Origin of the sequence: Lacinutrix sp. Bg11-31 (assembly GCF_002831665.1) — a bacterium.
GTDB lineage: Bacteria > Bacteroidota > Bacteroidia > Flavobacteriales > Flavobacteriaceae > Lacinutrix.
The window spans coordinates 209,927-230,383 of the sequence record NZ_CP025118.1 but is presented as its reverse complement, the minus strand read 5'-3'; the positions used below and the strand labels follow the sequence as shown (position 1 = coordinate 230,383).

The 20,457-nt window shown below is 29.7% G+C and carries 24 protein-coding genes; 12 read left to right on the top strand and 12 right to left on the bottom strand.

Annotation, left to right across the window (positions count from 1 at the left end; genetic code table 11):
- Positions 1-156: 156 nt before the first annotated feature.
- Genes CW733_RS01065 through CW733_RS01055 form a run of 3 tightly spaced genes read left to right on the top strand, consistent with a single transcriptional unit; the run spans position 157 to position 2,925 of the window.
- Positions 157-882 carry a glycosyltransferase gene (locus CW733_RS01065; RefSeq protein ID WP_100994887.1) on the top strand — a complete coding sequence of 242 codons (726 nt, stop codon included), beginning with the start codon at positions 157-159 and terminating at the stop codon, positions 880-882.
- 2 nt (positions 883-884) lie between these two features.
- The gene (locus tag CW733_RS01060) at positions 885-2,234 is read left to right on the top strand and encodes a glycosyltransferase family 39 protein (protein WP_100994885.1); all 1,350 of its coding nucleotides are present in this window, start codon (positions 885-887) and stop codon (positions 2,232-2,234) included.
- Between the two features lie 7 nt (positions 2,235-2,241).
- Entirely contained in the window at positions 2,242-2,925 is a 684-nt protein-coding gene (locus CW733_RS01055; RefSeq protein ID WP_100994883.1) for a cell division ATP-binding protein FtsE, read from the top strand.
- On the opposite strand, the gene CW733_RS01050 is transcribed toward CW733_RS01055, so the two are convergent.
- Genes CW733_RS01050 through CW733_RS01040 form a run of 3 tightly spaced genes read right to left on the bottom strand, consistent with a single transcriptional unit; the run spans position 2,922 to position 5,128 of the window.
- The gene (locus CW733_RS01050) at positions 2,922-3,866 is read right to left on the bottom strand and encodes a hypothetical protein (RefSeq protein WP_100994881.1); all 945 of its coding nucleotides are present in this window, start codon (positions 3,864-3,866) and stop codon (positions 2,922-2,924) included. The two genes, CW733_RS01055 and CW733_RS01050, sit on opposite strands and share 4 nt — an antisense overlap.
- Positions 3,859-4,305, bottom strand: a complete 447-nt coding sequence (locus CW733_RS01045; RefSeq protein WP_100994879.1) for a hypothetical protein — start codon at positions 4,303-4,305, stop codon at positions 3,859-3,861. Before CW733_RS01045 ends, CW733_RS01050 begins: the two co-directional genes overlap by 8 nt.
- 1 nt (position 4,306) lies before the next feature.
- Positions 4,307-5,128, bottom strand: coding sequence for a 2OG-Fe(II) oxygenase (locus CW733_RS01040; RefSeq protein ID WP_100998602.1), 822 nt, complete (start codon positions 5,126-5,128; stop codon positions 4,307-4,309).
- Between the two features lie 126 nt (positions 5,129-5,254).
- Here CW733_RS01040 and CW733_RS01035 point away from each other — a divergent pair, with 126 nt between their 5' ends.
- Complete coding sequence (locus CW733_RS01035; protein WP_100994877.1) at positions 5,255-6,145, top strand: glycosyltransferase family A protein; 891 nt, start codon at positions 5,255-5,257, stop codon at positions 6,143-6,145.
- On the opposite strand, the gene CW733_RS01030 is transcribed toward CW733_RS01035, so the two are convergent.
- Both CW733_RS01030 and CW733_RS01025 read right to left on the bottom strand, forming a co-directional pair.
- Positions 6,135-6,551: an FdtA/QdtA family cupin domain-containing protein gene (locus CW733_RS01030; RefSeq protein WP_100994876.1), complete on the bottom strand. Its 417-nt coding sequence runs from the start codon at positions 6,549-6,551 to the stop codon at positions 6,135-6,137. The two genes, CW733_RS01035 and CW733_RS01030, sit on opposite strands and share 11 nt — an antisense overlap.
- 2 nt (positions 6,552-6,553) lie before the next feature.
- Positions 6,554-7,393: a glycosyltransferase family A protein gene (locus CW733_RS01025; protein ID WP_100994874.1), complete on the bottom strand. Its 840-nt coding sequence runs from the start codon at positions 7,391-7,393 to the stop codon at positions 6,554-6,556.
- A 35-nt stretch (positions 7,394-7,428) separates the two neighbouring features.
- On the opposite strand from CW733_RS01025, the gene CW733_RS01020 reads away from it, so the two are divergent.
- Positions 7,429-8,568, top strand: coding sequence for a glycosyltransferase (locus tag CW733_RS01020; RefSeq protein WP_100994872.1), 1,140 nt, complete (start codon positions 7,429-7,431; stop codon positions 8,566-8,568).
- Here the strand turns inward: CW733_RS01020 and CW733_RS01015 are convergent.
- The 4 genes from CW733_RS01015 to typA all read right to left on the bottom strand — a co-directional run bounded on the left by CW733_RS01015 (position 8,537) and on the right by typA (position 13,885).
- Positions 8,537-9,853, bottom strand: coding sequence for an O-antigen translocase (locus tag CW733_RS01015; protein ID WP_100994870.1), 1,317 nt, complete (start codon positions 9,851-9,853; stop codon positions 8,537-8,539). The two genes, CW733_RS01020 and CW733_RS01015, sit on opposite strands and share 32 nt — an antisense overlap.
- Positions 9,850-10,953 carry a DegT/DnrJ/EryC1/StrS aminotransferase family protein gene (locus CW733_RS01010; protein WP_100994869.1) on the bottom strand — a complete coding sequence of 368 codons (1,104 nt, stop codon included), beginning with the start codon at positions 10,951-10,953 and terminating at the stop codon, positions 9,850-9,852. Before CW733_RS01010 ends, CW733_RS01015 begins: the two co-directional genes overlap by 4 nt.
- Entirely contained in the window at positions 10,950-11,813 is an 864-nt protein-coding gene (locus CW733_RS01005) for a GNAT family N-acetyltransferase (RefSeq protein WP_157811511.1), read from the bottom strand. The genes CW733_RS01010 and CW733_RS01005 overlap by 4 nt, the downstream gene beginning before the upstream one ends.
- A gap of 272 nt (positions 11,814-12,085) precedes the next feature.
- Entirely contained in the window at positions 12,086-13,885 is a 1,800-nt protein-coding gene (typA, locus tag CW733_RS01000) for a translational GTPase TypA (RefSeq protein WP_100994865.1), read from the bottom strand.
- Between the two features lie 453 nt (positions 13,886-14,338).
- Between typA and CW733_RS00995 the strand changes: the two genes are divergently transcribed.
- The 3 genes from CW733_RS00995 to CW733_RS00985 all read left to right on the top strand — a co-directional run bounded on the left by CW733_RS00995 (position 14,339) and on the right by CW733_RS00985 (position 16,423).
- On the top strand, positions 14,339-15,019 hold the full coding sequence (locus CW733_RS00995) for a hypothetical protein (RefSeq protein ID WP_100994863.1): 681 nt from the start codon (positions 14,339-14,341) through the stop codon (positions 15,017-15,019).
- Between the two features lie 243 nt (positions 15,020-15,262).
- Positions 15,263-16,081 (top strand): 3-deoxy-8-phosphooctulonate synthase, encoded by an 819-nt coding sequence (kdsA, locus tag CW733_RS00990; protein ID WP_100994862.1) that lies wholly within the window; start codon positions 15,263-15,265, stop codon positions 16,079-16,081.
- Positions 16,082-16,183: 102 nt separating this feature from the next.
- Positions 16,184-16,423, top strand: a complete 240-nt coding sequence (locus CW733_RS00985) for a CDGSH iron-sulfur domain-containing protein (RefSeq protein ID WP_100994860.1) — start codon at positions 16,184-16,186, stop codon at positions 16,421-16,423.
- 59 nt (positions 16,424-16,482) lie between these two features.
- Here CW733_RS00985 and CW733_RS00980 read toward each other — a convergent pair whose 3' ends face one another.
- The gene (locus CW733_RS00980; protein WP_100994858.1) at positions 16,483-16,956 is read right to left on the bottom strand and encodes a hypothetical protein; all 474 of its coding nucleotides are present in this window, start codon (positions 16,954-16,956) and stop codon (positions 16,483-16,485) included.
- A gap of 5 nt (positions 16,957-16,961) precedes the next feature.
- Positions 16,962-17,312: a DUF1801 domain-containing protein gene (locus CW733_RS00975; RefSeq protein WP_100994856.1), complete on the bottom strand. Its 351-nt coding sequence runs from the start codon at positions 17,310-17,312 to the stop codon at positions 16,962-16,964.
- A gap of 36 nt (positions 17,313-17,348) precedes the next feature.
- Between CW733_RS00975 and CW733_RS00970 the strand changes: the two genes are divergently transcribed.
- Positions 17,349-18,302 (top strand): transglutaminase domain-containing protein, encoded by a 954-nt coding sequence (locus CW733_RS00970; RefSeq protein ID WP_157811510.1) that lies wholly within the window; start codon positions 17,349-17,351, stop codon positions 18,300-18,302.
- 57 nt (positions 18,303-18,359) lie between these two features.
- Here CW733_RS00970 and CW733_RS00965 read toward each other — a convergent pair whose 3' ends face one another.
- A complete protein-coding gene (locus CW733_RS00965) occupies positions 18,360-18,677 on the bottom strand; it encodes a hypothetical protein (protein WP_232730380.1) in 318 nt (105 codons plus the stop codon).
- Between the two features lie 223 nt (positions 18,678-18,900).
- Between CW733_RS00965 and CW733_RS00960 the strand changes: the two genes are divergently transcribed.
- The 3 genes from CW733_RS00960 (at position 18,901) to CW733_RS00945 (ending at position 20,440) form a co-directional block, all read left to right on the top strand.
- Positions 18,901-19,509: a hypothetical protein gene (locus tag CW733_RS00960; RefSeq protein ID WP_100994853.1), complete on the top strand. Its 609-nt coding sequence runs from the start codon at positions 18,901-18,903 to the stop codon at positions 19,507-19,509.
- A gap of 265 nt (positions 19,510-19,774) precedes the next feature.
- Positions 19,775-20,113 carry a hypothetical protein gene (locus CW733_RS00950; protein WP_100994850.1) on the top strand — a complete coding sequence of 113 codons (339 nt, stop codon included), beginning with the start codon at positions 19,775-19,777 and terminating at the stop codon, positions 20,111-20,113.
- Positions 20,114-20,146: 33 nt separating this feature from the next.
- Positions 20,147-20,440, top strand: a complete 294-nt coding sequence (locus CW733_RS00945; protein ID WP_100994848.1) for a transcriptional regulator — start codon at positions 20,147-20,149, stop codon at positions 20,438-20,440.
- Positions 20,441-20,457 lie beyond the last annotated feature (17 nt).

The window sequence follows — 20,457 nt, the reverse complement described above, 5'->3', positions numbered from 1 at the left end:
GGTGTTTTAAATTTAAAAATCAAAGATAAATTAATCCTAATATGTTAACGTTAGAAATTTGTTATAATTATAAACCGACTTATTAAAAATTGAAGAGATACTTTTTGCGCTTAAACTAATAAATGATACTTTTACCACGCAAATTGACCCTAATTTATGACAGATTCCTGTATTATTATTCCTTGTTTTAATGAAGCAAATAGGCTTGATATTGATGCCTATAAAACGTTTCAAGAACAAAATGATGCATTCGATTTGTTATTTGTAAATGATGGAAGTACAGATGAAACCTTATCTGTTATAAATAATTTAAAAGATAAAGCACCAAATGCTTCGGTTTTAAATTTCGAAAAAAATATTGGTAAAGCTGAAGCTATTAGACAAGCTGTTTTACAATTAGACAAACATTACAAGTATGTTGGTTATCTTGATGCAGATTTATCTACTTCTCTATCTGAGATTTCTAGGCTTTTAAATATCGCTAAAACCAAAAACAAAACCTTTGTTTTAGGCTCTAGAGTGAAGGTTTTGGGTAGCTCGATAAAGCGAAAGTTTTACAGACACTTTTTTGGAAGATTGGTTGCTACTTTTATAGATGCTTTCATTTTAAAATTAGAAATTTACGATACACAATGTGGTGCCAAAATTATTAATCGTGAATTAGCAACTTCCATTTTTAAAGAACCCTTTAAAACAAAATGGCTATTTGATGTGGAATTATTAGCAAGAACAAAGAAAAAGCAAGGCGCAAACTACTGCAAGGCTAACATTTTAGAAGTCCCATTAAACCAATGGCATGATACAGAAGATACAAGAATATCTTTTCTAGACTTTTTAAAAACACCTTTTGCTTTGGTGAAACTTTATTTTAATTACAGATAAAAATGATACAAAAACTAGAGACATTTATTACTAATCATGCATTAGCTATTCTTTTAGTTTTTGCATTAGTAACTAGAACTCTTATTGCTATCTTCTATAATACTATCAGTATTTATCCAGATAGTCAAGATTATATAAATTTAGCTCAATTAATATCAAGTTTTAATTTAGAAAATTATCCAGGTAATAGAACGCCAGGATATTCTATACTAATAGCATTAGCTAATAACAGTTTAATTGTTACTGTAATACTCCAACTCTTTTTAGGAATTTTAAGCACTTATTTATTATTCGATTTTTCGTTAAGAAGAACAAAAGATAAAAGTACAGCATTTTGGATTGCGTTATTAACCAATTCGTTTTTGCATTTTTTGTTTTATGAATTTGCCATTTTAACAGAAACACTAACTGTTTTTTTAGTGATTTTTAGTTTTTGGATTATAGAACGTTATCAATTACTACAAACCAAAACACCAAAGAAATACTATTTATTACTTTCCATAGTTTTAAGTTGGCTCTACCTTACAAAGCCATTATTTATATATTTTAGTTTGGGTTTTGCATTATTCTATTTAGTAAAACAATTTAAAAACAACATACATCACACACTTATTAAAAGTATGCTTGTAATCCTTATTCCATTTCTTACCTATTTTACATGGAATAATTTTAACAAAAAAAATATTGGATACTTTACAAACACCTATTATTTTGGTATTAATCTAGCACAGACCGCTACTTCCTTTTTTGAAAAAGCACCAGATAAAGACGCTTTGATAAGAGATATTTTTGTTAGAAAAAGAGATTCTCTAGTAAAAGCAAATAATACTTACCACTACCCAATGAGTATATGGTATGCTTATGATGATTTAATAGAAGAAACACAATTAAGTCCTCAAGACTTATCTGCAGAATTAGGCAGGATATCTAAAGATTTATTTAAAAAGCATCCAGATTTGTACGCTAAACAAGTGTTTAAATCATCATATTTATTTTTTGGAAATATTGATAGTTTAAAATGGAAAATCGAAAAATTCGATAATAAGTTTACGAAAGCAGCTTTATATCTCTTGTGGTCTCGCATTCAAAAGCATCTATTAATATTCTTTAATATTTTATTTTTAATCTTTTCGGTAAGGACATTGTTTTTGTTTTTTAAATCTAAATGCAGCCTTTTCGATATGAACTTATTTTTAGTTTGTATTGTGCTATCTGGCGCTTTAGCTCAGGCTCTTGTTGCTTTTGGTTCTAATAGTCGTTTTGCATTTCCGTTTTTACCATTAATTGTTTATTTTGTTGTTATTAATGTTTTAGATTTGAAGTCTAAACATTTCAGAATAAAAAAACTATAAAAAACGTATGTCTCAAACTGTTCTAGAATTTAAAGATGCTTCCATATTTCAAGGTGACAGCTTAGTATTATCTAATGTTAATGTAGAAATTAACAAAGGTGATTTTGTCTATTTAATAGGAAAAACAGGCTCTGGTAAAAGTAGTTTTATGAAAACCTTATATGCCGATATTCCTTTAAAAAAAGGAGAAGGCAGTATTGTAGACTTTAACTTAAACACATTAAAAGAAAAAGATATTCCGTTTTTAAGACGTAAATTAGGTGTTGTTTTTCAAGACTTTAAATTACTAACAGACAGAACTGTTAATGCAAATCTTGAATTTGTTTTAAGAGCAACAGGCTGGAAAGATAAAGCTGCAATGACAACACGAATGGAAGAAGTATTAAATAAAGTAGGAATGAAAACTACTGGTTTTAAATTCCCTCATGAGTTATCTGGAGGAGAGCAACAGCGTGTTGCTATTGCTCGTGCTTTACTTAATAATCCTGAACTTATTCTAGCAGATGAGCCAACAGGAAATCTAGATCCTCAAACAAGTATTGAGATTATGGAAGTATTACAAGAAATTAACAAAAATGGAAATACTATTTTAATGGCAACACACGATTATGCTTTGCTTTTAAAATACCCAAGCAAAACTTTAAAATGTGATGAAAATCAAGTTTTTGAAGTTGTACAACGTAGAGTTTAATTGCTTTTTTTATTATGCAACCATCGTAATTGACTAATTACAGGAAGACATAAAAGTGTTTCCTTAAAATTGGTTTGCTTTGCAAAGGGAGAAGCAACTAGAAGCAAACAAACGGTATAAAAAATAGCATGAGAACTTACGCCAACAATAAGTTCTATTCCAATGTGCAAACTAAGAATTAACACTCCCCAAATTTTGTGCATATTAGCCTTAAAAAATATTAGTAAAGCAAATAACTCTATACTTACAGCTATTAGGTAAAACAAATAACACAATGCATAGTGTTCCATAACCCATAAACCTATTACTGTTGGTCCTGCAACTTCAAATTGATGAATAAGCATATTTCTTAATGCTAACGGTGAAAACAAGCTCACATCTTCTTTAAACAACTGTATAACTCCCCAAAATAATTTCCAAAAACCTGTTAAAGAGTATGCCATTAAAAGGCAAAATTGAGCAGTAGCAAACATTAGTATACTTTTAATTTTATAATTACTTACTTTTTCTGAAGGTATTAGAGCGAAAAAGAAGGCTAACAATAAAGAAAAATGAAAACCGTGACTTATTTTTCCAAAAGAACTATCTAAGGCTATAATAAGAAAGAAAAATATAAAAAATAAGATTCTAAGAGTATGGTTTTTGGGAATAAAAAAGATAAGGAAAAGAATAATAATTGAAATACTTTGAAAAACAAAAACTAACATAGAAGGATCTAATCCTTGAAATATTACCATTGCCCAAATTGGTTCTATAAGTGTTGTATTTTGATAAACAGTAACATTCTGGAGTTGCATGAAGATTATTACAGCAAAAAACATATACGAAAAGCGCATTACATTTTTTATATTAACAAAAGCTAAATCTAAATCTCCAGAAAAAATACCGTTTTTACCAAAGGCATATTTCCAAAAAACATGGTCTTTAAGACTGTTAATCATAAATAGTAATTTTTCCGTTTCTGTATTCTAACTGTTTTGTAATAGTAGGCTTAGAATAATCTTTTTTACTTAAGTCAAAGTATTTTTTATACATAATATATTCGCTGCCTTCTGAAAAAAAAGTTTTAAAAAATAGATTATTAAAACTCTTATTTTTTTCTAAATCTTTATTAATTTTAATATACTCATTGTTTATATCACCTGGGTATAAATGGTGTATTTCTGTTAATTTTTTTAAATCTTTAGGCTTAGCAAATGCTGAATCTCCTAATTTAGAAACCATAACAAAAGACACTTCTAATTTATCGCGTGATTTAGAATATAAAGACCATCTAAAAAAAGGAAACCACTCATTTTTTTCGCTGTAAGAACGACCAGCTAATGCAAATACTAGATAAACAACAGACCAAATGATTATAAAATTTTTATAAAATTTCATTTTATTTTTTAGGTTTATTGTAAATATGCGGGTTTTTACGCACTCCTTTTTTAAAAACTTTTCTTACTAACATTCTTAAACTAGAATCACAATCTAAAAACAAATTGGTAAGAGTTTGGTTTGGTCTACCTCTAAATTTAGTAACATGAAATTTATCAGTCTCACGTAAGGCTATATTACTAAAATAGTAATTAGAAATACAACAACGCGAACCATCTACTGTTACTTTATTTACAGAATGCCATGATTTAGAGTGTGTTGCCATAACAATCAACCTATTAAACCTGCTCTGTAGTTCTACAGCTTCTTTTTTTGGTCCATTTGGCCATAATTCTAAATGCCCTCCATTTTGCTGTTCCCAATCTGGTGTAACATAATACAGTAGGTTTAAAACTCGCCAACGTTCGCGTTCTGCATCGTGAGAATTATCTAAATGTGGATTTAAAAAATTATCTTTTGCCATTAAAGATAAACCTCCTGCATACAGAGAATCGTCTGGATATAAAGATGAAATATTACAAATTTCACCAATAAGCTTTACAACTTTATTATTTTGAAAAGCATAAATAACAGCCTCTAAAAGCTTATCATGTTTATTCATTTGCGCAGAAACATGCTTATGCTCTTTTATAGACTTTAGCATTTTCATTTCTTCTGGTTTAGGAAACACTTTCGCACATTCTAAAGCTAATTCTTCTGGCAAAACATTATCAATATAAAAATACCCGATAGTTTTCTCGCTATCACTAAATTGCTTTATTAAAGACTGTTTATTAGCCAAAATATGGTTATATATAATATCTGAAATAGCTTGTTTATCCAAAAGAAAATATAAAAAATTAATGTTATGCAATTTACTATTTTCTAAAGAATTATAGCGCAAAAAATTAAAAAGACAATTTCTTATTGCTTCCTGTTAAAAAACAGTATTTTTAAACACACAAAAATTATGCTTTCAGTTTTAATTCCAACATACAACTTTGATGTTTCAAAATTAATTACGATAATACATTCGCAACTAGTTAAGAGCGCTATTGCCTTTGAAATTATTGTTTTAGAAGATGGCAGTACACTTGAAACAAATTCTAGCAACAACTTAAGTAGTACATCTATTATTGTAAACAAAACGAATATTGGCCGTGTAAAAGCTAGGCAATCATTGGCTTTAAAAGCAAAATACGATTGGCTTTTATTTTTAGATGCTGATGTTTTACCAAAGTCCAATCAATTTATTGCTAACTATATTAAGGCAACTAAATTTGATTATGATACTTATTTTGGAGGTTTCGCTTATTATGAGGACAAGCCAGAACAATCATTTGTTTTACGTTGGAAATACGGAAAAACTAAAGAACAAATTGATGCATCTATTAGAAATAAATCACCCTACAAAGTCATTATTTCAGCTAACTACTTAATTAAAAAAGATGTTTTTAATGCAATCAATTTAAAAATTGAGGATAATAAAGGCTACGGTTTCGATAATTATTTTGGCGCATTACTTCAAGATAATAAAGCTAAAGTTTGGCATATTAACAATGAAGTCTACCATCTTGGAATTGAAAAAAGTGAGCTCTATTTAAAAAAGAAAGAACAAGCAGCATTAACCTTGCTACATTTTTATAAAACTGAAGGTATAAATAATCACAGTAATGATTTGCTTAGGCTATTTTCTAAGTTAAAGAGTATTAAACTAACTTGGTTTTTTAGTTTAATTTACAAAGTTTTTAAAAATAGTATGAAAAAAAACTTATTAAGCAATTCGCCTTCAGTAACTACATTACAACTTTACAGAATAAGCTTTATGTGCAACGCTTATAAAAAAGAGATTACTGTTTAGATTTTAAAAACGCTGAGTATTCTCTAATATAATCTGCCTCATCATATGTCTCTGAAGCCAACACCAAACACACAGCACCAGAGGAAAAATTATCCAGTTCTCTCCAAATACCATCAACAATTAGCAATCCTTTATCTGGTTTATTTAACGTAACGGTTTTTAAATTCTCACCATCTTTTACTACTACATCAAAACTACCACTTAGAGCTATTAATAACTCATGACAAGCAATATGAGAATGCCCTCCTCTGTTTGCATCGCTTGGCACATCGAACAAATAATAGATACGCTCTACATTATAAGGCAAAACGCTATTCTCTATTACACATAAATTCCCACGTCTCTGTTCATCTATAATTTTAGGAATATTAATTATGGCTACGTTATCTATTGTGGTCTTTTTCATTACTATTGTGTTTCTTGTCCAGATTTTAAAAGTTTTTTATATGTTGAAATACCTCGTAATCCTACTTTAAACTTCCTGAAAAATTCTTTACTTGTTATAAATTCTTTTTGTTTGATTAAAAAAAGATAATGAACTAATTTTAAATAGCCTTTAAAACCATGATACTTATAAAATACTGCACTTCTAGCGAATACTAAACGATCGCTTCCAGAAGCTCTTCCTGAGCTATTAAAGTCGTGAAACAAAATATAGTCTGATTGAAACCAGAGTTTTAAATTTGCTTTCAAACAGTCTCGAAGAAAAATATATTCGTCTGCTGTTTTAAAAGTAGCGCCTAATCCAAAATTGGTATTAAACGTTATATTTTTAGCATTAATACTATTTAATTTAAAGGTAATAGTTACAGAATTTACTTGCTTTAAAGATTCTAAATTATGCCATTTACTACTAGTATACATTTTAAAATCCCTATCCTCGAAGTCCTTCATTTTAAAAGTAATAACATCAGTTTCAGTATTAGTTTCAAAACTTTTAATTATTACATCTTCAAAATTAGAATGATAAATTACATCATCGTCTGCAATTAAACAAATTGGTCCTATGGCATTTTCTAAAGCTAAATTTCTACTATTAGTTAAGCCTTTAACAAATGAATTTATTACTCTAATATTAGAATGCTTAGACGTTAATAAACAATCTTTTGTGGTTTGATTAATAATGAGTAAATTATAGTTTTCATAGCTACCATTAGGGAAAAGCTTTACTAAAAAATCTAAAGAATCCCTGTTCATTGTAGACAACAGAATCTCTAATTTAAAATTAGTTTTGGTAGCATTGCTCATTAAATTATCTTTGAAAGCAAATGTATAAAATATAAATGAAGATTCTATTAGTTGGAGAATACAGTAGATTGCATAGCTCTTTAAAAGAAGGCTTAGTTAAACTAGGTCACGAAGTTACTATTGTGAGCTCTGGAGATGGTATGAAGAAGTTTAAAACCGATATTAATTTTAATTCTAAAATTAAATCTTCTTTTCTTTTAAATAAACTTAATAGCTTATGCATACGTTTTTTTAATACCGATTTTATTAAGATTGAAAACGCTTATAGGTTTAAAAAATTATTACCTAAATTTCGAGATTTTGATATTGTGCAGCTTATTAATGAAGATGCTCTTTTTATAGAGCCCAAAACTCAAATTAAAATACTACAACAACTAATAACGCACAACAAAAAACTATTCGTCTTATGTTGTGGAGACGATTTTACTTCTGTAAATTATTACTTAAATGAAAATGTAAAATACTCTATTATAACACCTTATTTAAAAGACAAGACCTTAAAAAACCTGTTTGTCTTTTCTTTAAAATACACAACAAAGCCATACAAAAAACTACACGAGTTTTTAAAACTGAATAGCTCCGGAACAATTGCATCAGACATGGATTACCACCTACCAATGCAAGGTCTTCCTGAATATCTAGGACTAATACCAAACCCTATTAACACCGACAAGGTCGAGTATATTAAACCAAATACAAATAATAAGATTATTATATTTTTAGGAATAAATACGCGCTCAAAAATAAAAAAAGGAATCTCTTTTTTTGAAAAAGCTTTAGAAGATATTCAAGAGAAATATGCAGATAAAGTATCCATAAAAATCACCGAGAATTTACCTTACAACGAGTATATAAAGATTTATAATGAATCGCACATTTTGTTAGATCAAGTTTATGCATACGATCAAGGTTATAACGCTCTCGAAGCTATGGCAAAAGGAAAAGTTGTTTTTACAGGTGCAGAACAAGAATGGTTAGATTACTACAATTTAGAAGAAAACACTGTTGCTATTAATGCATTGCCAGATGCTCAAGCTATTTTTAGTACATTAGAATGGTTGATATTAAATCCAGAAAAGATTGCCGAAATTTCTAAAAATGCACGACAATTTATTGAACGCGAACACAACTACATAAAGTCTGCTAAACAGTATCTTGAGGCTTGGACACACTAATTTTCTTAAATTTAAAAGAGTACCAAATAATAATTAGCACCATAAAAAAGTAGATAATATATCTAAAAAAGTGAGCCATTACAACACCTTCTGTACCATAAATACCTACCAAAAAAATAGACAAACCATAAAATAAGGCTAGCGATATTATTTCGGTAACAACAAAGCTTACTAACATCTTTTTTGCCAAGAATTGATGTGCAATTACCAAAGATGCTATTTTAACAAAATCTCCTAACAACTGCCATTTAAACAAAGGTTCCATAGCATCAAAATCTGGATAAATAATATTTACAATTACATTTCTAAAAAGGTAAATAATAACCATACCAATTCCAAAAAGCGGTATTAATGTTTTGTAAATATGTATTACTTCTTTTTTAAACTCCATTCCCGCTTGTATTCTCGCAAATTTAGGAATTACATAAAGCGTAAATAATCCAGAAGAAAATACCATATAGTTTTTAGATAAAAAAAGCATTGCTGTCCAGTTTCCTGCTTCATCTTCGCTAATACGATTAGAAATTTGTGTTCTAATATCTATTTCTACAAAATTTAATAAAACAGTAGATACCAAAGACATAATGGTAAATACTAGCAGCCCTTTAAAGTAAATATTATTTAACTTTAAAGTATCTAGCTTTATATACTTTTTAAGAGTTTTACCAAATACAAAAATGCTAACAAGTAACTGTAAAACTGGAGTTATTGCAATGGCAACCAATACACCATTAAGATTAAATTGCAACAAAAACGACACAAATAAAACACTAGAAAGCAAATACGAAAATAGTTCGATTTTTGCATACTTTTTATAAGCAGAAAGTCCGTTTAAAACACCACTAAAAACTTTATTTAAAGCTATTGATGGCACAATAACTGCAAGTAATTTTATAACAAATACAAACTCAATATCTCCAAATAGATAGACTGCAATAGTATTAGAAAACAAAAGCAATGTTAAGCTGCTAAAAAGAACACCAACTACTATAAAAACAAAAGTAGTCGAAAACATTTTATTTAAAAGGATCTTATCCTCTTTTAGTTCTGAAGTATATTTTACAACACCATTAAAAACACCTAAAGAAGACGTGCTAGTTACAATACTTATTAAATTTCTAATCTGCCCTACTTTTGCTAACCCAGAAGCACCAACCGTTTCGGCTAATAAATTCTGAATAAACACAGAAACAAACAGTCTCACACAAATTACTAAAGAATTAAGAGATGTAATCTTTAATAAAGTATGCTGTTTAAAATAGGCCTTAAAATCATTTAAACTCATCTAAAAGCGTTTACAGTTTTAATAACTTTAAGCACTTCAGCTTCCGTTAAAACAGGACTTATTGGTAAACTTACACAGTTTCTATGAATATGCTCTGTAATTGGTAATTGTAATTCTAAAAACTCTTGTAAAGCTTTTTGCTTATGTGGAGGTTTAGGATAATGTATAGAAGATTGTATTCCGTTATCTAGTAAGTAATCCATAAACGCCTTCCTATTGTCTACCAAAACTACAAACAAATGAAAGTTGTGATTTTTAGAACCATCATAAAACGGAAGCGTAATTTTTTTATTTTTTATTTTTGATAAATAGTGTTTCGCAATGTCACGTCTTCTCTCATTGTCAGCGTCTAAATGCTGTAATTTAATATTTAATATACGCGCTTGAAGTTCATCAATTCTATTATTTACACCAAGTCTAACATTCTCGTATTTTTTTTCAGAACCATAATTCCTTAATTCTGAAACAACCTTAGCCAGTTCATCATCATTAGTCGTAACAGCACCTGCTTCTCCCAAAGCGCCTAAATTCTTACTTGGATAAAAACTAAAAGCAGCAGCATTACTTATATTCCCTGCTCTTTTACCTAAAGCGTTTTCTGCGCCATGCGCTTGCGCAGCATCTTCTATTAACAATAAGCCATGTTGTTGAGCTAACATAGAAATAGCTTCACTATCTGCCAACTGTCCATACAAATGCACAGTTAATATTGCTTTGGTTTTACTTGTTATATACTTTTTTATAGTTGAAGCTTCACAATTAAAAGTGGCACTATTGGGTTCTACAAAAACAGGTTTTAAACCTGCCTGAATAATGGATAGAATAGATGCTACATATGTGTTTGCAGGCACTATAACTTCGTCTCCTTTACTTAATTTTCCTATTTGTAGATATGCTTTAAAAACAAGAATTAAAGCATCTAAGCCATTGCTAACGCCTACACAATATTTTGTACCACAATAATTAGCGTAATTAGTCTCGAAAGTTGTTGTACCTTTTCCTAACACGTAGTAACCAGAATCTAAAAACTCTTGAAACTCTGCTTTAAGTTGGACACCAAAGCGCGCATTTATTTTATGTAAATCTAAAAATTTAATCATTTAAAAGCTGCCTCTAAGTTAATACCTGAACTTGTTTTAATAGCATATGTGCGTTGTGGCATTAAATAAGCACCAAAACTTTCTTTCCAATAGGCCAACCCTGAATCTATTTTAAGCGTATCGTCTGTTGCTGCACTACCAAAACTTATATATTTATAATTAGAATATTTTTTAATAATAACATCAAACAAGAAATCTAACGCTCCCGTTTCATCTCTATCTTCTTTCCCAGAACTGTATTGAAAATGTACTACATTTTTTGTAATAAACAACACTACTCCTGCATGTAAAGCAGTTCCTTCTTTAGCGGCATAAAATTTTATTTCGTTAGGGAATTTAGCTTGTAAAGAAGCAATCTCGCTATATGTATGTACTGGTTTTACACCAAACTTATTTTTTAAGTTTTTAATTAATATATTTTTCCAAAAATAATCCATTCCAGAATCTACTAGCTCCATTTGCTTTTGAGCTTTCTTTATACCTCTTGCTCTATTTCTATTGGGTTTATATTCTTTTAAATTATCTAAAACATAATAACTGTTATTAGCTACAATATTGTAATCTATTTCTCCCAATACATATTCAAACTCTTCGGCAATATTCTTATTATAAATAAAAGGTAGTTGTTTAATATTTATCTCTAAAAAGCCTTCAGCATTTATCCATTTTAACAGCGCGCTTATAGCATTAAAATAGTCTGGTATTCTCGTTTTTTTAGAAATAACAAAACTCCCATAACTTAAACCTTGATGCGAAAACAGCTGATTTCCTTTTCTATTTGCTGGTAATACTGCAAAAAGCTTTTCATCTTTAAAAACCATTAGCGAAAAATCCTCGAATCGATCACTATGATAGTCCATAAACCCTCTTTGAAAAAGAAATGTAGCATTCTTGGCCTTGGAAACAAAGTCGTCCCAAAGTTTAAGATTTTCTGGCGTGTATTTCTGTACAGTATAGATAGCGGAAATTGTTAGTTAAGGTTATGCATAGCAAAATACAATAATTTTAATTTTTTAAACAAAAAGAGCGACCAAATAGTAGCGCTTTAAATATTATTTTAATTTTAAGCATAAAAAAAAGAGAAACACTTTTCAGCATTTCTCTTTTTAAAAATTATAAATATTAATTGCTATTAAGCAATTTTATTTCTTTTTCTGTCTGCTTCTTTTAACCAAATTTTACGTAAACGTAAGTGGTTTGGTGTAACCTCAACATACTCATCTTTTTGGATGTATTCTAAAGCTTCCTCTAAAGAGAATTTAATTGCAGGTACAATTTTAGCTTTATCATCTGCTCCAGAAGAACGTACATTACTCTGCTTTTTAGCTTTTGTAATGTTAATATTCATATCGTCTTGACGAGAGTTCTCACCAATTACTTGACCTTCATAAATATTTTCTCCAGGCTCAACAAAAAACTTACCTCTATCTTGTAATTTATCAATAGAATAAGGAATTGCAGTACCATTCTCCATAGATACTAAAGATCCAGAAATACGACCAGGAATAGCACCTTTTAAAGGCTGGTATTCTTTATAACGGTGTGCCATAATAGCTTCACCAGCTGTAGCTGTTAATAATAAGTTACGTAAACCAATAATACCACGAGAAGGGATTAAGAATTCGCAAATCATACGATCTCCTTTTGCTTCCATAGAAAGTAACTCTCCTTTACGTAATGTTACAAACTCTACGGCTCTACCAGAAACAGTTTCTGGAAGGTCAATAGTTAACTCTTCAATTGGCTCACATTTAACACCATCAATTTCTTTAATGATTACTTGTGGCTGTCCAATTTGAAGCTCGTAACCTTCACGACGCATAGTTTCGATTAATACCGATAAGTGTAATACACCACGACCAAAAACCATAAATTTATCTGCACTACCAGTTTCACCTAGTTTAAGTGCTAAATTCTTTTCTAATTCTTTTTCTAAACGGTCTTTAATATGACGAGATGTTACATACTTTCCATCCTTTCCAAAGAAAGGCGAATCGTTAATTGTAAATAACATACTCATTGTAGGTTCATCTATCGCAATAGATTTTAAAGCTTCCGGATTTTCAATATCAGCAATTGTATCTCCAATTTCGAAACCTTCAATTCCTACTAATGCACAAATATCTCCAGTTTGAACGCTCTCTACTCGTTTACGTCCTAAACCTTCAAATATAAATACCTCTTTTATTTTAGTTTTTGTAATAGTACCATCTCTTTTTACTAAAGAAACTGCTTGTCCTTCTACAAGACCACCTCTTTGTAATCTACCAATTGCAATACGACCAGTAAAAGAAGAGAAATCTAAAGATGTAATTAACATTTGCGTTGTTCCTTCCTTAAATTCAGGTGTTGGAACATGCTCAAGAACCATATCTAATAATGGTTCAACATTATCAGTTTCATTTCTCCAGTCGTCACTCATCCAGTTGTTCTTAGCACTACCGTAAACTGTTGGAAAATCCAACTGCCACTCTTCTGCACCAAGTTCAAACATAAGATCGAAAACTTTTTCATGTACAATATCAGGAGTACAGTTTTCTTTATCAACTTTATTTACAACCACACAAGGCTTTAAACCTAAGTCAATCGCTTTTTGTAATACAAAACGCGTTTGAGGCATTGGTCCTTCAAAAGCATCTACTAATAAAACAACACCATCAGCCATGTTTAAAACACGCTCAACTTCACCACCAAAATCGGCGTGACCAGGAGTATCAATAATGTTAATTTTTGTACCTTTATAAACAACAGATACGTTTTTAGACGTAATGGTAATACCACGTTCTCGTTCTAAATCGTTGTTATCAAGGATTAAATCTCCTGTGTTTTGGTTTTCACGAAACAGTTGACAGTGGTACATAATCTTATCTACCAATGTTGTTTTACCGTGATCTACGTGAGCAATAATTGCAATATTAATAATCTTAGTCATAAATGTGTGCCTTATTTTAAGCGTGCAAAGGTACTTATTTTTTATTGAATTTCCCATATAATATTTTTATTTGGGCATTACCTTTTGTTGCTAGTCTATTTTTAGGCAAAACTTAATGTAAGTGACTGAGCAACAAAACGTCGGGCTTTCACTACTCGCTCTCTGCGAGGAGCTCAAACATGTCGTTCAATCCCTAATGCAGTACTTGTTATATTTAGGTTATTAAATTAAACTTTAATTATAACCATAAATTGAAATTTTAAATACAAAAACTATCCCGAAACTTGAGGTCTCAAGCTTATTAAACTTGTTGAGAAACAATAAAAAATTTGAACAATTAATCTAAAAGTAACAACTTGACTTTGTAATAAAAAAAGCCGAACTTCGCTTATCGTCTGATATAAAACATTGAAACGATTTTATATCAACGAAACATTAGCAAACATATGTCCAATGAAAATATTGAAAATCATGATGATTCTTCTTTTGTTGACTAGCTGTTCTGATAAAAAAACGGAGAAAAAACTTACTGAATTTGATAAAATTTTAGGGAAAGAAAATAGCGAAACTCTACATTTACTTGTATCAGAATTTGAAAATGATTTTCTAAAACGACAATATCCGAATCTAGATATCAAAAGCGGATATGAAAAATTTGTAACAGAAATTAGCGAGAATAAAATAGAATTTGTTGAGTTTTCAGAAAAATCCAGAAACTTATTCTATGAAAGTAAATTAAGACTTGAAATATATTGTGTTAATGACTCAACTTGGATTGAAAAAAACCCATGGAATGATAAGACTTTTTTGGTAAAAGGTAGAACAAAATGTCTCAATCCAGACGGAACATTTGAAAATGGTTCAATGGAAATGCCTTTTAACGAAAATGAAATTACGAAAGATTCAATAAAAGAAAAATATAAGTACTTTGTCGAATCAAATTATAATGGAAAATATTTAAAGGCACTCAACTCAATTTCTAGTAAATCTGAATTTTTAAAGTCATTTTATAAAATCAGAACTGATTTTGGAGTTATAGAATCTCAACTAATTGCTGAACAGATGTTAAGATATAAAGTTGACTTTGATAATTATTATATAAAGAGATTAGTCATTATTGAATTAAGGTATTAAATACGTTTGCTAACAACGTGTATAACTAATTGCTGGTTCTGTGCATACTCGGAAAATCCTGCGGATTTTCCTCTGGTTCGTTTTCTTTTAGTATTTTAGACCTAGCCAACGCAACTAGCCATACACAACACGATAAGCGAACAACTAAAAAAGATATATTAATTTCACAGTTATCTTTTCAGTTTAAAGTTCTGCTTCAACTTCATTTATTTATCTTTGCAATCAAACTTAAGACTACTACATATGCAACTTCAAGACATACCTAAAATAAAACATACAAATTCTAATAACTTCTTTCTTTTATGTGGACCATGTGCCATAGAAAGCGAAGACATGGCTTTTAGAATTGCTGAACGTGTTCTAGAAATCACCAATAAATTAGAAATTCCTTACATTTTTAAAGGCAGTTTTAAAAAAGCCAACAGAAGTAGAATAGATAGTTTTACAGGAATTGGAGACGAGAAAGCCTTAGAGATATTAGCTAAAGTTTCAGAAAAATTTAATGTTCCTACAGTTACCGATATTCACGAAGTTAGTGATGCTGCAAAAGCTGCACAATATGTAGATGTATTACAAATACCTGCTTTTTTAGTACGCCAAACAGATTTAGTTGTTGCTGCTGCTAAAACAGGAAAAGTTGTAAACTTAAAGAAAGGACAGTTTATGAGTCCGGAAGCTATGAAACACGCTGTACAAAAAGTTAAAGACGCAGGAAGCGACAAAGCTTGGATTACAGATCGTGGAACTATGTTTGGTTACCAAGATATGATTGTAGATTTTAGAGGCATTCCAACCATGCGAGCATTTGCACCAACAGTTTTAGATGTCACACATTCTCTACAACAACCAAACCAAAGCGCTGGAGTTACAGGTGGAAGACCAGATATGATAGAAACCATTGCACGTGCAGGAATTGTAAATAACGTTGATGGTTTATTTATAGAAACACACTTCGATCCAGCTAATGCAAAAAGTGATGGCGCTAATATGTTACATTTAGATAATTTAGAAGGCTTACTAACTAATTTAACTGCTATTAGAAAATTAGTTAATTCGCTATAATTTTTTTTTGTCCTTCCTGCGAAGGCAGGAATCCACATTAAAGAACTACAACTCAAAATGGATTCCTGCCTTCGCAGGAATGACAATAATACTTAATTCATTATGAAAGAAAACAATATAAAAGGAGGTGATGCACCCATTAAATGCGAATTAGAGGCTGGCAAAAATTACGCTTGGTGTACTTGTGGCCATGGAGATGCGCAACCATTTTGTAATGGCTCGCACAGAAAAGCTAACGCAACACCTTCAATGAGTTTTACTGTAGAGGAAGACAAAACTGCATATTTATGCACTTGTAAATTAACTAAGAATCCACCTTATTGCGATGGATCTCATAAATAAAATTTAGTTCTCTACACTAATGTTTATATAGGAATGTAAAAAAATATTTATATAAAATTTTACAGTTTATTAAGACTAACATCGTCTTTAGTCTTTAAAATTCCGTCTTTGCCTTTCGAGATTAAAATATAATTTAATCCTTGCTCTGTTTGTTCATAAAAGAACTCATTATTCCAATAATCCAACGTCATATTTTTTCTTAAAGGATTATTTCTAATTATTGCAGTCAATTTTTTTGGGTAAACACCAAGTGATTTCTTTTCGTGTTCAAGAATCTCTTCAATTTTAATTATTTTTTCAGTAGTATTTGATTCTCCTTTATTTGTGAATAAAAAATAGCCTAGAACTAATTTTATAGGAAGTATTATTATAAGAAATATTAATAATAATTTTAAATAAGGATGAATCATTACCTTTTTCGGTAATTTTTTTTCCTTTTCTAATTTCCGTCTTGCTTTTTTCTTTTTCCAAAACTTAAATTCTGTAAAAAAATCTAGAATTGTTATAAATAAATCTAATATAGAATCTAACATTTGGTCTATTTAATATTTTGTGCAACTTGTTTTAAAATAGAAATTAAAACAGTATCATTTATAGCTTCCAACGTTTTATAACGCAACGATTTTACAACTTTACGGTTTTCACTTACCAAATACTCTGTGTGTTTAGTAATATAACTTGAATGCCAAAACGCAATATCTACAAACTCATTTTTATGGCTCGCATTTAAATAGCAAATAGGACGTTTACCAACATAATAACAAGGTATTCTCCATTTGTATTTTAATTCAGCTTCAGGGATTGTATGCTCTATAATAACTTGCACATGCAATAATATAGAACGATACCGTTCTGGCTGGTTTAAGATGTAATCTTCTGCTGGGTTCATTTCGGAATGGAATGCTTTTTGATTATCATTGTAAATATGAAAAAATACCTACTTCTTTTTATTCTTTCACTTTCATTTCAATTGCTAATTGCACAAGACTATAATTTATTAGATGATAAAGTTAATCAATATCCTAAACAATTTCATTCTATTGAATCTTTAGCAAAGCGAATTTCTTCAGATTTCACAACAGATATTGACAAAACAAGAGCTTTATTTTACTGGTTATCAAATAATATAACTTACGACAATGATGACGCAAATGATGGTAAAGGAACCTACAAAAGAATTAAATTAGACAAGAACTACAAGACCAAATTAACTGAGCAGCAAATAAAATATGCAAATAGGTGTTTACGCAAGCAAATGGCTGTTTGTGAAGGCTACTCTCAAATCATGAAACACACCTTAGATATTTTAGATATTGAATGTGAAGTTATATCAGGCTATGCGAAAAAAAATGCACGAGAAATAGGAAGAGTAAGAAACACAAGTAATCACGCATGGAATGCTGTTAAACTTAATAATGAATGGCAGTTAATAGATGCAACATGGTCTGCTGGAGAATACAATTCTCAAGCCATTAGCACTTATTTTCTAATACAACCAGAGCAACTTATTCTTTCGCATCTACCAAAGGACTCTAAATGGCAATTATTAGATAAACCTATTACTAAGTCTAAATTCTTTTTTCGACCTGTGATATTTTACACCTATTACACTTCTGGTTTAAAACTAAATAAAAATCAAATTGGATTACTAAAGGTTAAAACAGGTGAAAAAATTAAACTTGTTTTTTCAAAAATAAACGAAACGATTTCTTATAGATATGAGTTTAAAAATCAGCCTTATACTTCTCCTCTAAAATTTAAAAAAGAAAAAGATAATTACGCTGTAGAAATAGCGTTTAATGAAACAAGAAACTCTGAACTAACAATATACAGTAACAATACTGGTGTTCTTGAATTTAAGATTTTAGTAGCAAAATAAAGATATTAAAACAAAGTAATCAATCCTATTACAATTAGAGCAATACCAATAATAGCTTTAAATGGCATTAAATGGCATTAACTTACCTGATATTTTATGCAGAGTATCTTTAAAAGCTGGCGCTTTACCAATAACGTGAGTTAATAATAAAAAACCACCAATAAGACTTACAATATTAAATAACAATCCACCAGAACCAAACAATCTTAATAATGCTAAAACAACTAATGCTCCACCAATAATAGTTTGAAAAGGTGCCAAAGTTGTAGCGATTTTACTAAAAAAATTACGCTCTCCATCTAATTTGTCTAGCGTAGCTACGCCTAGTAATAATCCTCCTGCAATATTTGCAATGGTTAAAAGAGTAACAATCATAACTCCTGTTTCTTTTTAGTTGAATTCCAATGTAGTTAAAAAACTTCTCGATACAAAATTCTAAAAAAGAATTTCACTCGAAGTGACAACTAACATTGCAAATCGCATCAATTAAAGAAATTCAAAAACAAACAAAAAAGCCTCAAGATTTCAATTTTATGAAACTTTTAACTTGCGAGAATGGATTATTTTAATTTACTTTGTATTTCAAAGTACTTTTATTATGAGCGATAAAGATTATTTAAAAGATATTAGCGAGATTAAAAACTTGATGAATAAAAGCTCAAGGTTTATTTCATTAAGTGGATTATCTGGAATACTAGCTGGCATTTATGCATTAATTGGTGCAGCGCTCACCTATTATCTTGTTACTAAGTATAGCTACGGAACTCTAAAATTAGACGGTTGGATTTTTAGACGCGTTTTATTTATTCTTTTTATGGTTGCCTTTTCAAGTGTTATTACTGGTATTTTTTTAACGACTAGAAAAGCCAAGCAAAATGGCGAAAAAATCTGGGACACATCATCTAAACGCTTGTTATTAAATTTTTTAATACCCTTAGTTGCTGGTGGAATTTACACTTTAATAATTTTATATCAAGGTAAATATGGCCAAACAGGAGGTTTAATGTTAGTTTTTTACGGATTCGCTTTAGTAAATGCTTCGAAATATAGTATTGGTGATATTAAATACTTAGGTTACACAGAAATAGTTTTAGGCTTAATTGCTGCATTATTTCCTGGCTACGGCTTCTACCTTTGGGTTATTGGTTTTGGTGTCATGCATATTATTTATGGAACTATTATGCATTTTAAATACGATACAAAATGAAATTAAGAGCATCTATAAATCTGCTTATTGGTATTTTACTAACAGATTTCATATTTCTCGTAATTGCTTTTGTTATTTTAGAAGGATATAAATATTCCCACAACGTAAATAAAATCGAATATTTTATGTTGAAGGATATGAGTTTTACTGAAAAAATAGCATATTTATCAATTTACTTAATAGTATTAGTAAATATAACGTTGATTGTTTACGCATTAATAAAGATCAATAAAAAAAACGCTATAGTTCTTAAAAAATTTTTAAAATGAACAGAACACTAAAAATCGGAATAATTGCAGCACTACTCGTTTACGGTTGTGGATTGCTCTATACATATTACTCTAATATTAAGTTCGAGGAGCGCGTTGCTTTTTACGATACAGATAAAAATGGTTTAATAGATAATAAGGAGATAACAAAAAACTCTGTTGCAACTGCAAAGCAAATGACTAAGCGCAAAACGACAAAACAAGCTTTTATAATGCTAATTCCATTGTCGTTAATATTTGGTTTATTTGCAGGCGGAATATCTTTTCTCTTTAGGAAGATGAAATATATTGATGATAATGAAATCGATTATAGAAAAGGAGATCAGAATAAATAATAACAATAAAATTCCTGCCTTTGCAGGAAATGTATGAGCATAATCATTAACATAAATAAACTATTCGATCACAGAATTAGATTAGGCATCATGTCTATTTTAATGGTGAATGAGTATGCCGATTTTAACATGCTTAAAGAGTTACTTGGTGCAACCGATGGCAATTTAGCAAGCCACACCAAAGCCTTAGAAAAAGCAGAGTACATAAAAATTGAAAAACAATTTATTGGCAAAAAACCAAACACAAGATATAGCACAACTAAGCTTGGTAAAGCCGAATTTAAAAAACACATTAATGCCTTAGAAAAACTAATACATAAATCTTAAATCCTTTTTTTTATATA

Coding starts and splice junctions, on each gene's coding strand:
- CW733_RS01020 (WP_100994872.1), top strand. CDS start 7,429: ATGAAGATTCTATTAGTTGGAGAATACAGTAGATTGCATAGCTCTTTA.
- CW733_RS00965 (WP_232730380.1), bottom strand. CDS start 18,677: ATGATTGTTACTCTTTTAACCATTGCAAATATTGCAGGAGGATTATTA.
- CW733_RS01055 (WP_100994883.1), top strand. CDS start 2,242: ATGTCTCAAACTGTTCTAGAATTTAAAGATGCTTCCATATTTCAAGGT.
- CW733_RS01060 (WP_100994885.1), top strand. CDS start 885: ATGATACAAAAACTAGAGACATTTATTACTAATCATGCATTAGCTATT.
- CW733_RS01050 (WP_100994881.1), bottom strand. CDS start 3,866: ATGATTAACAGTCTTAAAGACCATGTTTTTTGGAAATATGCCTTTGGT.
- CW733_RS00950 (WP_100994850.1), top strand. CDS start 19,775: ATGAACAGAACACTAAAAATCGGAATAATTGCAGCACTACTCGTTTAC.
- CW733_RS01065 (WP_100994887.1), top strand. CDS start 157: ATGACAGATTCCTGTATTATTATTCCTTGTTTTAATGAAGCAAATAGG.
- CW733_RS00975 (WP_100994856.1), bottom strand. CDS start 17,312: ATGAACCCAGCAGAAGATTACATCTTAAACCAGCCAGAACGGTATCGT.
- kdsA (WP_100994862.1), top strand. CDS start 15,263: ATGCAACTTCAAGACATACCTAAAATAAAACATACAAATTCTAATAAC.
- CW733_RS00960 (WP_100994853.1), top strand. CDS start 18,901: ATGAGCGATAAAGATTATTTAAAAGATATTAGCGAGATTAAAAACTTG.
- CW733_RS00985 (WP_100994860.1), top strand. CDS start 16,184: ATGAAAGAAAACAATATAAAAGGAGGTGATGCACCCATTAAATGCGAA.
- CW733_RS00945 (WP_100994848.1), top strand. CDS start 20,147: ATGAGCATAATCATTAACATAAATAAACTATTCGATCACAGAATTAGA.
- CW733_RS01010 (WP_100994869.1), bottom strand. CDS start 10,953: ATGATTAAATTTTTAGATTTACATAAAATAAATGCGCGCTTTGGTGTC.
- CW733_RS01005 (WP_157811511.1), bottom strand. CDS start 11,813: ATGGACTATCATAGTGATCGATTCGAGGATTTTTCGCTAATGGTTTTT.
- CW733_RS01035 (WP_100994877.1), top strand. CDS start 5,255: ATGCTTTCAGTTTTAATTCCAACATACAACTTTGATGTTTCAAAATTA.
- CW733_RS01045 (WP_100994879.1), bottom strand. CDS start 4,305: ATGAAATTTTATAAAAATTTTATAATCATTTGGTCTGTTGTTTATCTA.
- CW733_RS01025 (WP_100994874.1), bottom strand. CDS start 7,393: ATGAGCAATGCTACCAAAACTAATTTTAAATTAGAGATTCTGTTGTCT.
- CW733_RS01030 (WP_100994876.1), bottom strand. CDS start 6,551: ATGAAAAAGACCACAATAGATAACGTAGCCATAATTAATATTCCTAAA.
- CW733_RS00980 (WP_100994858.1), bottom strand. CDS start 16,956: ATGTTAGATTCTATATTAGATTTATTTATAACAATTCTAGATTTTTTT.
- CW733_RS00970 (WP_157811510.1), top strand. CDS start 17,349: ATGAAAAAATACCTACTTCTTTTTATTCTTTCACTTTCATTTCAATTG.
- typA (WP_100994865.1), bottom strand. CDS start 13,885: ATGACTAAGATTATTAATATTGCAATTATTGCTCACGTAGATCACGGT.
- CW733_RS00995 (WP_100994863.1), top strand. CDS start 14,339: ATGAAAATATTGAAAATCATGATGATTCTTCTTTTGTTGACTAGCTGT.
- CW733_RS01015 (WP_100994870.1), bottom strand. CDS start 9,853: ATGAGTTTAAATGATTTTAAGGCCTATTTTAAACAGCATACTTTATTA.